Origin of the sequence: Ensifer sp. Root1252, assembly GCF_001425885.1 — a bacterium.
Taxonomy (GTDB): domain Bacteria; phylum Pseudomonadota; class Alphaproteobacteria; order Rhizobiales; family Rhizobiaceae; genus Ensifer; species Ensifer canadensis.
In genome coordinates this window covers 20,155-31,160 of record NZ_LMDT01000045.1, presented here as the reverse complement: position 1 = coordinate 31,160, position 11,006 = coordinate 20,155, and the positions used below count along the sequence as shown (strand labels likewise).

General features: G+C 62.2%; 12 protein-coding genes. 7 read left to right on the top strand and 5 right to left on the bottom strand.

Annotated elements, in window-relative coordinates:
- Positions 1-3: 3 nt before the first annotated feature.
- Entirely contained in the window at positions 4-285 is a 282-nt protein-coding gene (locus tag ASD02_RS30550) for a BolA family transcriptional regulator (RefSeq protein ID WP_025424659.1), read from the bottom strand.
- A 143-nt stretch (positions 286-428) separates the two neighbouring features.
- Here ASD02_RS30550 and ASD02_RS30545 point away from each other — a divergent pair, with 143 nt between their 5' ends.
- The 4 genes from ASD02_RS30545 (at position 429) to ASD02_RS30530 (ending at position 5,236) form a co-directional block, all read left to right on the top strand.
- Positions 429-1,064, top strand: a complete 636-nt coding sequence (locus ASD02_RS30545; RefSeq protein WP_025424658.1) for a J domain-containing protein — start codon at positions 429-431, stop codon at positions 1,062-1,064.
- A 74-nt stretch (positions 1,065-1,138) separates the two neighbouring features.
- Positions 1,139-2,134, top strand: coding sequence for a cobaltochelatase subunit CobS (cobS, locus tag ASD02_RS30540; RefSeq protein ID WP_025424657.1), 996 nt, complete (start codon positions 1,139-1,141; stop codon positions 2,132-2,134).
- A gap of 103 nt (positions 2,135-2,237) precedes the next feature.
- A complete protein-coding gene (gene cobT, locus ASD02_RS30535) occupies positions 2,238-4,133 on the top strand; it encodes a cobaltochelatase subunit CobT (protein WP_025424656.1) in 1,896 nt (631 codons plus the stop codon).
- 110 nt (positions 4,134-4,243) lie between these two features.
- Positions 4,244-5,236 (top strand): esterase-like activity of phytase family protein, encoded by a 993-nt coding sequence (locus ASD02_RS30530; RefSeq protein WP_057221558.1) that lies wholly within the window; start codon positions 4,244-4,246, stop codon positions 5,234-5,236.
- 148 nt (positions 5,237-5,384) lie between these two features.
- On the opposite strand, the gene ASD02_RS30525 is transcribed toward ASD02_RS30530, so the two are convergent.
- A complete protein-coding gene (locus ASD02_RS30525; RefSeq protein WP_025424654.1) occupies positions 5,385-6,023 on the bottom strand; it encodes a queuosine precursor transporter in 639 nt (212 codons plus the stop codon).
- Between the two features lie 151 nt (positions 6,024-6,174).
- Entirely contained in the window at positions 6,175-6,471 is a 297-nt protein-coding gene (gene rpmB, locus ASD02_RS30520) for a 50S ribosomal protein L28 (RefSeq protein ID WP_025424653.1), read from the bottom strand.
- Between the two features lie 389 nt (positions 6,472-6,860).
- Between rpmB and ASD02_RS30515 the strand changes: the two genes are divergently transcribed.
- Both ASD02_RS30515 and ASD02_RS30510 read left to right on the top strand, forming a co-directional pair.
- A complete protein-coding gene (locus tag ASD02_RS30515; RefSeq protein WP_025424652.1) occupies positions 6,861-7,637 on the top strand; it encodes a DUF3108 domain-containing protein in 777 nt (258 codons plus the stop codon).
- Positions 7,638-7,853: 216 nt separating this feature from the next.
- The gene (locus tag ASD02_RS30510; RefSeq protein WP_025424651.1) at positions 7,854-8,744 is read left to right on the top strand and encodes an EamA family transporter; all 891 of its coding nucleotides are present in this window, start codon (positions 7,854-7,856) and stop codon (positions 8,742-8,744) included.
- 43 nt (positions 8,745-8,787) lie between these two features.
- Here the strand turns inward: ASD02_RS30510 and ASD02_RS30505 are convergent, their stop codons facing one another.
- The gene (locus ASD02_RS30505) at positions 8,788-9,231 is read right to left on the bottom strand and encodes a cupin domain-containing protein (RefSeq protein ID WP_025424650.1); all 444 of its coding nucleotides are present in this window, start codon (positions 9,229-9,231) and stop codon (positions 8,788-8,790) included.
- Positions 9,231-10,001, bottom strand: coding sequence for a hydroxyacylglutathione hydrolase (gene gloB / locus ASD02_RS30500; RefSeq protein WP_025424649.1), 771 nt, complete (start codon positions 9,999-10,001; stop codon positions 9,231-9,233). Before gloB ends, ASD02_RS30505 begins: the two co-directional genes overlap by 1 nt.
- A 182-nt stretch (positions 10,002-10,183) precedes the next feature.
- Here gloB and ASD02_RS30495 point away from each other — a divergent pair, with 182 nt between their 5' ends.
- Entirely contained in the window at positions 10,184-10,948 is a 765-nt protein-coding gene (locus tag ASD02_RS30495) for a class I SAM-dependent methyltransferase (protein ID WP_025424648.1), read from the top strand.
- Positions 10,949-11,006: the final 58 nt, after the last annotated feature.

Here is an 11,006-nt window from a genome sequence, read left to right as displayed (position 1 = left end):
TGCCTACCAGCGCGTCGGCTCACCGGGGGCTGCAGGCTCGACGGCCAGCGCGTGCAGGCCGGCGTCGAGTTCGGGCTTCAACAGGTCGTTGATGGCGCGATGGCGCGCCACTCGGCTCATGCCGGCAAAGGCGTCGGCAACGATGCGGACCCGCATGTGGGTTTCGCCGCCGCCGTCGAAATCAGGTTGATGACCCGCATGCAGGTGGCTCTCGTTGATCACGGCCAGCCGTTCGGGGTGGAAGGCTTCGGTCAATTTCTGTTCGATCGTGTCCCGCAGCGACATTCTTCCGTCCCATTTCCTTGGTTGCTGGATGCCCTTATGTTGGTCGGGTCCGGCAGCGCGGCCTAGGCGGCGCAAAATGCCCGCACAAAGCCAGCAACATTCCGCTTTGTCAATTCTTGTTGTGGCCCCGGCCAACCCCCATAATGAGCGCCATGAGACTCGATTCAAAATACTTCGATCGCATTCGGACACGGCGCAAGGTCGAGCCGCGCGCAGAGCCGGCCGCCCCCACCTGTCAGTGGGACGGCTGCGACAAGAAGGGCGTTCATCGCGCACCCGTCGGCCGCAACGCCGAGGGGCAGTATTTCATGTTCTGCTTCGAGCATGTGAAGGAATACAACAAGGGCTACAACTACTTCTCCGGTCTGTCCGACAGCGAAGTCGCGCGCTATCAGAAGGAAGCGGTGACCGGGCATCGTCCGACTTGGACGGTCGGCGTCAACAAGAATGCCAAGAATAGTCCGACCCAATCGCAGACCCGTTCGGGCTCTGCCGGGGCGCAGGCGCGCATGCGCGATCCCTTCGGGTTCGTCAGTGAGGCAAAAGCGCGCGCCGGCCGTCCTGAGCCGCGCCAGCGCAAGCTGAAGACGCTCGAAGCCAAGGCCTATGAAACGCTCGGCCTTAGCGCTTCGGCGACAGCCAGCGATATCAAGGCGGCCTACAAGGATCTGGTCAAGAAACACCACCCTGATGCCAATGGCGGGGACAGGGGATCGGAGGAGCGTTTTCGCGCAGTAATTCAAGCCTACCAATTGTTAAAACAGGCTGGTTTCTGCTAACAACGCGGATTATTACAGAAGCACTTTTGCAGGCGAATGCGCGGGTGCCGTCCGGTGGCCGCTCTGGAGACATGATGAGCAAGATTGACCTCGACATTTCCAACCTCCCCGACACAACCGTCTCGGTTCGGGACGTTTTCGGCATTGACACGGATTTGCGCGTTCCCGCCTACTCGAAGGCCGACGCCTACGTGCCGGATCTCGATCCGGACTACCTCTTCGACCGCGAAACCACGCTCGCCATTCTCGCAGGCTTTGCCCATAACCGACGCGTGATGGTCTCGGGTTATCACGGAACCGGTAAGTCCACCCACATCGAGCAGGTCGCAGCGCGCCTCAACTGGCCGTGCGTGCGCGTCAACCTCGACAGCCATGTCAGCCGTATCGACCTCGTCGGCAAGGACGCGATCGTCGTCAAGGACGGCCTGCAGGTCACCGAGTTCAAGGACGGCATCCTTCCCTGGGCCTACCAGCACAACGTCGCGCTCGTCTTCGACGAATACGATGCCGGCCGCCCGGACGTGATGTTCGTCATTCAGCGCGTGCTGGAATCCTCCGGCCGCCTGACGCTGCTCGACCAGAGCCGCGTCATTCGTCCGCACCCGGCATTCCGCCTGTTTGCAACCGCCAACACGGTCGGTCTCGGCGATACCACCGGCCTCTACCATGGCACGCAGCAGATCAACCAGGCGCAGATGGACCGTTGGTCGATCGTGACGACGCTCAACTACCTGCCGCATGACAAGGAAGTCGATATCGTCGCCGCCAAGGTCAAGGGCTTTACCGCCGACAAGGGCCGCGAGACGGTATCGAAGATGGTGCGCGTTGCCGATCTTACCCGCGCCGCCTTCATCAATGGCGACCTGTCGACGGTCATGAGCCCGCGTACGGTCATCACCTGGGCCGAGAACGCCTATATCTTCGGCGATATCGCCTTTGCCTTCCGCGTGACCTTCCTCAACAAGTGCGACGAGCTGGAGCGGGCGCTTGTCGCCGAGCATTATCAGCGCGCTTTCGGCATCGAGCTGAAGGAAAGCGCTGCCAACATCGTGCTTGAAGCCACCGCCTGATCCATCGTCCGTCTTTCCCCGGGAAAGGCGGACTTGTGACCCTGTGGCAAACTCGATGATGCCCCACCAGGCATCATCGCATCTGGCTGAAGAAGGAACTGTCGTGAGCTCGAACTCCAAGGCAAAGCCGACCACGCGCGAAAATGCAGCCGAACCGTTCAAGCGGGCGCTTTCCGGCTGCATCCGATCGATCGCGGGCGATGCCGAGGTCGAGGTGGCTTTTGCCAACGAGCGACCGGGCATAACAGGCGAACGCATCCGTCTGCCCGAAATCTCCAAGCGGCCGACGCGGCAGGAACTTGCCGTGACGCGCGGTCTCGGCGACAGCATGGCGCTGCGCAAGGCCTGTCATGACGCACGCGTCCACGCGACGATGTCGCCGCAGGGCGCCGACGCGCGGGTGATCTTCGATGCCGTCGAGCAAGCGCGTGTCGAGGCGATCGGCTCGCTGCGCATGGAAGGCGTTGCCAAGAACCTGAGCTCGATGCTCGAAGAGAAATATTCCAAGGCCAATTTCGGCGCGATCAGCAAGCAGGCCGATGCACCGCTCGGCGAGGCTGTTGCTTTGCTGGTGCGCGAGAAGCTGACCGGCGAGAAGCCGCCGGCATCCGCCGGTAAGGTGCTCGATCTCTGGCGCGACTTCATCGAGGAGAAGGCTGCCGGCGACATCAAGAATCTGTCGTCGACGCTCAACGACCAGCAGGCTTTCGCCCGCGTCGTGCGCGATATGCTGACATCGATGGATGTTGCCGAGAAATACGGCGACGACGACATCGAGCCGGACGAGCAGGAAAGCGAGACCGACGAGGATCAGCCGCGCAGCCAGGAGCAGGACGAAAACGCCAGCGACGAGGAAGCCGGCGACGATGCGGCCCCTGCCGACGAAAACCAGGCTGCTGAAGAGCAGATGGAAGAAGGCGAGATGGACGGCGCGGAGATCTCCGACGACGACCTGCAGGACGAGGGTGACGAGGACAGCGAGACGCCCGGCGAGGTCAAGCGCCCGAACCAGCCGTTTGCCGACTTCAACGAGAAAGTCGACTACACCGTCTTCACCCGCGAGTTCGACGAGACCATCGCCTCGGAAGAGCTCTGCGACGAGGCGGAACTCGACCGGCTGCGCGCGTTCCTCGACAAGCAGCTCTCGCACCTTCAAGGTGCCGTCGGGCGGCTTGCAAACCGGCTACAGCGCCGCCTGATGGCGCAGCAGAACCGCTCTTGGGAGTTCGACCTGGAAGAGGGCTATCTCGACACTGCGCGCCTGCAGCGCATCGTCATCGATCCGATGCAGCCGCTGTCGTTCAAGCGCGAGAAGGATACCAATTTCCGCGATACGGTCGTGACCCTCCTGATCGACAATTCCGGCTCCATGCGCGGCCGGCCGATCACGGTTGCCGCGACCTGCGCCGACATCCTTGCGCGCACGCTGGAGCGCTGCGGCGTCAAGGTCGAGATCCTTGGCTTTACCACCAAGGCGTGGAAGGGCGGGCAATCGCGTGAGAAGTGGCTGGCCGGTGGCAAGCCACAATCGCCGGGCCGCCTCAACGATCTGCGCCATATCATCTACAAGTCGGCCGATGCGCCGTGGCGGCGTGCACGCCGCAATCTCGGCCTGATGATGCGCGAGGGCTTGCTCAAGGAAAACATCGACGGCGAGGCGCTGATCTGGGCGCATGAGCGCCTGATGGCGCGGCGCGAGCAGCGCCGCATCCTGATGATGATTTCCGATGGCGCGCCGGTCGACGACTCGACGCTGTCGGTCAATCCGGGCAACTATCTCGAACGGCACCTGCGTGCCGTGATCGAGCAGATCGAGACGCGCTCGCCGGTCGAGCTTTTGGCAATCGGCATCGGTCACGACGTAACGCGCTATTATCGCCGCGCCGTGACCATCGTCGATGCGGATGAACTGGCCGGCGCGATGACCGAGCAGCTCGCCGATCTGTTCGAAGACGAAAGCATGCGCCGCCGTCCGGGGCGCATGCGCCGCGCTAGCTAATCTTTCGCGAAACCGGGGCGACCGTCTGTCGCCCCGTTCATCCCCTAGGCCGCTGCCGCGGTTGCCATCTCCTCCCCGCCTATTCTGCCCGCCCGAAGGAACTCCCCCAGATGCTTGGCCGCGGTCTCCTCGTTCTTTCCCTGTTGGCCTCGACCGGCGTGGCTTTGGCCGCCGGCGGCAGCGAGACGCTGCCCATTCGCAGCCGGCAGATAGACCCATTCAAGGTCGGCTCCAACCAGACGCGGTTCGGTCAGCTGGAATTCATCGGCGGCCTGGAGATGACGTCTTCCAATGCGCTGTTCGGCGCCGTATCCGCGATCCGATTCCGGCCGGATGGCACCTCCTTCGTCGCCGTCATGGATACGGGGCATTGGCTCGAAGGGGCGGTGATCCGTGATGCGAACGGCAGGCTTTCCGGTCTCACGGACCTGACGGCAACACCGATGGCGGACAGGAGCGGCGCGGTCGGGCTGGAGAAATGGAAGGTGGATTCCGAAGGTCTGGCACTGCGCGAGGGCGAGGTGATCGTCAGCTACGAGCAGGCCCACCGCATCGATATCTACCTGGATCCGGGTTTCTCGACTTCGGGGCCGGTCGGCAGCATGCCGCTGCCATTTCCAACAACCGAGCTGCGCAACAATGGCGGGCTTGAGACCGTGGCGATTTCGCCGAAGGATGGCCCGCTCGGCGGCGCTGCCGTCACCGTGTCCGAGCGCAGCGTCGACAAGGCGGACAATCTTCTGGCAGGCATTCTCGATGGCCCGATGAAGGGCGCCTTTGCCGTTACCCGTACCGATCCCTACGCCGTTACCGACGGCGCTTTCCTGCCCGATGGCGACCTTCTGCTGCTGGAACGTCGGTTCAACTTCGCCTCCGGTCTCGGCATGCGCATCCGCCGCATTCCGGGAGCCAGCATTCGGCCTGGCGCCGTGGTCGACGGCGACGTCATTCTCGAAGCCGACATGGGCTATCAGATCGACAACATGGAGGGCCTCGACGTGGTCGCTGGCGCCAGTGGCGATGTCCGCGTCATCGTCATCTCCGATGACAACCACTCGATCCTCGAGCGCAATCTGATGCTGGAATTCCGCCTGATCAAATGAAAACGGGGCCATTCGGCCCCGTCATCAATCACTTGTTCTGCTGCTGCATGTTTCCTGAAATCGTATTCGATTTAAGGATCAAAACATGCAGCAATTCAAAGTGCTACAGCGACCTTTGCGCGTCTATAAGACGCGCTGCGCTGTAGTATCAGGCTGTCGCCTTGCCTGATGGCATCGGCTTGATCACGCTCATCAGCGCGCCGTAGGGCAAAAGCATGATGATGCCGCAGAGGATCTTCACCGTCAGGTCGCCGAGCGCCCAGGAGATCCAGCGCGGAGCCTCGGTCGCAAGGATGCCGAGCAGCGGTGCTGTCTCCAGCGCAAAGCTGTCATTCGGCCCAAAGAACACGAAGAACGGCGCAAAGGCGAAGGAGAAGAACATGGCCGTGTCGAGCGCCGAGCCGATCAGCGAGCCTGCCAGCGGCGCATGCCACCAGCTCTGGCGGCGGAGCTTGTTGAACACGGAGATATCAAGCAGCTGGCCGAACAGGAAGGCGGAGCCGGAAGCGATGGCGATGCGCGGCGTCGCTGCGAAGAAGGACAGAACGATCGCCACGAGGAAGCCGACAACGACGACACGACGCGCAATGCGCGGGCCGAAATGGCGGTTGGTCAGGTCGGTGACGAGGAACGCGAAGGGATAGCTGAAGGCACCCCAGGTCAGGAGGTCGCCGAGCTGCATGCCGGCGATCGAGCCCGGCAGCGGATACTGAACGAGGAAGTTTGAGGCCACGACCACCAAGGTCATGAACGCGACATAGATGAAGAACGTGCGGTTGATCAGCATTTTTTTATCCTGGGAGATGCCACCAGTTGAGCGGAAGCCAGGCTTGAACGCCGGGCCGACGAAAATCTGCAAATTAAACACGAGAAAAAGGCTTGCCGGATAAACCCGCAAGCCTTTTTAAAGTCGTGTCGAAGACAGACGCTGGCGCTGATTAAGCGGCAGCGGCTTCAGCGTTCTTCTTGACGATCTGACGGCGCAGCAGGCGAGCGCGCATGCTCAGCTCGTTCTCGTCGGCCTTCACGAGGAAAGCGTCAAGACCACCGCGGTGTTCAACCGAGCGGAGAGCCGCTGCGGAAACGCGCAGGCGGAAGCGCTGGCCGAGAGCATCGGAAATCAGCGTGACGTTGCACAGGTTCGGAAGGAACTTGCGCTTGGTCTTGTTGTTGGCGTGGCTGACATTGTTGCCCGACTGGACGCCCTTGCCGGTCAATTCGCAACTACGGGACATGGTACACCTATTCTCTTTATCGCCGCCGGACGATGCGGTAGCGGGCCCAGAGCCCAGGCCGCGTTCCTGTTGGCCATTATTGGAAAGTTGCGGTTCTATAGTCAGAGACAGCCCGCCCGTCAAGCCAAACCTCTTGCATTCTCGGAAAACCGCCGTTTCTCCCGGCTGTTTCTGCATCAGGCAAGCTCGATCGCGGCCACAATAATGCTTCACGCGAGTCATTCCAAGCTGATTTACGATGCGCTATCTGTTGTCCTGCGGATGCAGCAGAGGTCCATGATGCGGTAGCGTTCCGGCCGCCGGATCTGTCGGAAAAGGCGTAGAAAAGCCGTAAACGACCTGCATTCCAAGGCCTGGCGACGGCATTCGAGTAATGGATCTCTCAGGGCATGAAGTTGCGCATCGGTTCTCGCGCGGTAGCGCTGTTGTCAGTGGCAATGTTTTCCACAGCATCGCTTGCTGCAGATATCGAACATCAGACGGATTACAGCATCTCGCTTGCCGGTTTGCCGCTTGCGAGAGCGTCGTTCCATACGGCGCTTGTAAAGAATCGCTACACGATATCAGGAACGCTGCATTCGGCCGGCCTCGTCGACATTTTCAGCCGGACTTCGGGGCAGACCCGTGTTTCCGGCGTCATCGGCCGCGACTATCTGCGCGCAAACGAATATTCGATGTCCTATCGCAGCGGCAAGAAGGGCCGGGCGATCAGCGTCACCTACAGCAACGGCAACGTCGTGCATGCCAGCATGAATCCGAAGCGCACGCCGCTGCCGAAGAACTGGGTGCCGGTGACCTCGCGCGACATGCGCAACGTGCTCGATCCCTTGTCCGGCCTTATCATTCCCGGTAATGCCCGCGTCTGCCCCAATACCCTTCCGATCTTCGACGGCGAATCGCGTCTCGACATCAAGCTGTCGGCGAGGGGGACCAGGCCGTTCAAGACCAAGGGATTCGAAGGCGAGGTGATCGTCTGCGGCATCCGCTTTGTTCCGAAGGCGGGCTACAAGAAGGGGCGCGAAGACGTCGAATATCTCAGGCAGCTGCAGACCATGGAAATCTGGTTTGCCAAATCTGATGTCGTCGATGTCTATGCGCCCGTCTATGTGCGCATCCCGACCAAGCTTGGCCCCGTGACGGTTTCCGCGACGCGATTCGGCGGTTGATCCACCGAATGGTGGAGATTATCACTAACATTTCACGCCGAGTACTAACATTTCGCGCCGAGTCGTGATTTTATCCGCGCCGGTTTCCGCTACAGCGCAGCGCGTCAAACGTGACGTGCTGCGCTGTAGCGCTTGAAGCTTGCTGCATAATTTTCTCCTTAAATCGATTCCGATCTAAGGAATTATGCAGTTGGAGGCTGCACGAGGGGATAAGACATGAAATTCAAGGCAACGTTGATCGGTGCAACCGCCATTTTGATGTGGTCGCTCCTGGCGCTGTTTACCGCTGCATCCGGCAAGATGCCGCCGTTCCAGTTGTCAGCCATCTGTTTCCTCATCGGCAGCATTCCGGGGGTCGTCGTTCTCGCGCTGAAGCCGGAGCGGCTGGCGCTGTTGAAGCAGCCGGCGAAGGTCTGGATCACCGGCATCGCCGGTCTTTTCGGTTATCACTTTCTCTACTTTACCGCACTTCGCAACGCGCCGGCTGTCGAAGCCGGTCTGATCGCCTATCTCTGGCCGCTGCTGATCGTCGTCGGCTCTGCCCTATTGCCGGGCGAGCGGCTGCGCTGGTACCACGTTGCCGGCGCTTTTGCCGGCCTGATGGGAACGATCATGATCATCGCCCGCAACGGTATCGCCTTTGACGACGCCTATCTGATGGGGTACGGCGCAGCCCTGCTGTGCGCCTTCACCTGGTCCGGTTATTCGCTGCTGACGCGCCGCTTCGAGGCGGTCTCGACCGACGTCGTCACCGGCTTCTGCCTGGCGACATCGCTTCTCTCGTTCGTCTGCCATCTTGGTCTCGAGACGACCGTCTGGCCGGAAACGACGTTCGAGTGGCTGGCGGTTGCGGGCCTCGGCCTGCTGCCGGTCGGTGCCGCCTTCTATGCCTGGGACTTCGGCGTCAAGAACGGCAATATCCAGCTGCTCGGCGTTGCCAGCTACGCCGCACCGGTTCTGTCGACGCTGATCCTCATCCTGTTCGGTTTTGCCGAGCCGTCATGGCGTATCGCCGCCGCATGCCTTTTCGTGACGGGCGGCGCGGTGCTGGCGGCCAAGGACATGATCTTTCGTAAGGCGCGCACGGCGGTGCAGCCGGCAGAGTAACCTTCCGGGCGGAAAACCGCTTCACACTTTTCCTGAAAATGCTCTATTTCTCAGGCGGCGCCCAGTCGGGGGCCGCCATCTCGAAGACTGAGAAATCGAAGCCCGGCGCCACCGTGCAGCCGACAAGCGTCCAGTCGCCGAGCGAGACGGCGGATTGCCACCAGTTGGGCGGCACGAGCCCCTGTGGGCGCTCGCCGCCGAGAATGCCGGGGCCGAGGCGCAGAACCGTTGCAGGCTCGCTGTCGGCGGCAATGCTGAGCTCCAGCGGCGCGCCAGCATAGTGATGCCAGACCTCGGCGGCGTCACGTACCCGATGCCAGTGCGAGCGCTCGCCGCGCTCCAGCAGATAGTAGATCGCCGTCGAGTGGCCGCGCGGCCCGCCGTTGGCGTCGCGGAAGGTCTGCACATACCAGCCCCCTTCGGGGTGGCGCGTCAGCCCAAGGATCTCGATGATGGCGGCCGGCGTCAGTTCCTGATCGGCCGTCATCAGAAATTATCCTTGCGCTTGCGGATTTCGGCAAAGACAGCCGCATCGGTCGCCCCTTCCATGCCGAGATGCGCGCGGATCTTCGGGTCGGCGGCGCGCAGGAACGGGTTGGTGCGCCTTTCGAGGCCGATGGTCGTCGGCGCCGTAAAGCCGCCATCGCAGCGGGTTTCTTCGATCTCGGCCGCACGCTCCCTCAATGCATCATTGTCCGGGTCGATCGTCACGGCGAAATGGGCGTTCGACAGCGTGTATTCGTGGCCGAAATAAACAGTAGTGTCGTCGGGCAGGGCGAGAAGTCGGCTGAGCGACTGCCACATCGTTTCCGGCGTTCCCTCGAACAGGCGGCCGCAGCCGAGCGCAAACAGGGTGTCGGCGGCAAAGAGCAGCTTATCCTCAGGAAGGTGGAAACAGATATGGCCGGCGGTGTGGCCGGGCGTCTCGATGACGTCGACCGGGTGGCCGGCAAAATCGAAGCGTTCAGCGTGACGCACGCTCCTGTCGATGCCGGGGATATTGGCCGCCTCTGCCGCCGGCCCGATGATGGTGGCGCCGAAACGATCCTTGAGCGCGACGTTGGCCGCGACATGGTCTCCGTGGTGATGGGTGGTGAGGATATGGGTGAGCGTCCAGCCACGCCGCTCCAGGGCCTCCAGGATCGGCTGCTCCTCGGGCGCGTCGATCGAGGCGGTGGCGCCGCTTACCGGATCGTGCAGCAGCACGCCGAAATTGTCGGTGCGGCAAAGAAAGAGGTCAAGTTCGAGCGCGGCCATGGCGTGTCTTCCGATCGGGCTTCTGCTGCAGGCGCCTTCGATCGCGGTCGATCAAAGGACAAATCATGCGGCGAGTTTAACGCTACAGCGCCCCTTTGCACGCTCTATGAGCATGCGGTGCTGTGGTGACTGCCGCCGAATGTAGCGAGGCTTGCCTTGAAGTCTACCGCTTCAAGGCTAACATGTTGCGCATGCACACCGATATCGTCGACCTCCGAGAATTCTATCACTCCGAACTGGGCCGCATGGCCGAACAGTCCGTCACCATTGCGCTGTCTTCGGTCTGGGCGCGCCTGCCCGAGGAGCGGCTTGTCGGGCTCGGCTATGCCGTGCCCTATCTCGAGCGTTTCCGGAAGGACACGGAGCGGACCTTTGCTTTCATGCCGGCGGGGCAGGGGGCGGTGAACTGGCCGGTTGCCGAGTTGTCGTCGACCGCGCTGGTGTTCGACGAGGAATTGCCGCTGCCCGATTCTTCCATCGACCGGGTTTTGATGGTGCATTCGCTGGAATTTGCCGAAAGCCCGCGCGAGACGATGAAGGAGATCTGGCGGGTGCTGGCGCCGGGCGGCCGGCTGGTGATCGTCGTGCCCAATCGTCGTGGTGTCTGGGCGCGCATGGAGCATACGCCGTTCGGCTCGGGGCGGCCCTATTCGCGCGGTCAGCTGACGGCGCTTCTGCGCGAGACGAACTTCACACCCGGCGCCTCGTCGGAGGCACTGTTCTTCCCGCCGTCGAAGCTGAAGATGATCCTGCGCCTGCGCCGGGGCTTCGAGCGGCTTGGCCGCTCGCTCTGGCCGGTCTTCTCGGGCGTGATCGTGGTGGAGGCGCAGAAGCGGCTTTATCAGGGCCTGCCGGTTGCCGCGCGTGCGTCGCGGCGCGTGTTCGTGCCGGTGCTGGCGCCACAGGGTATCCCGAGCACCCGGGAGCGCCCGCGCGCCCAGCCTTGATCGCCACTCTGCCGGGCTTGCCGACCCTCGACAAATGCCGATTGCGCCGGTATTGGCT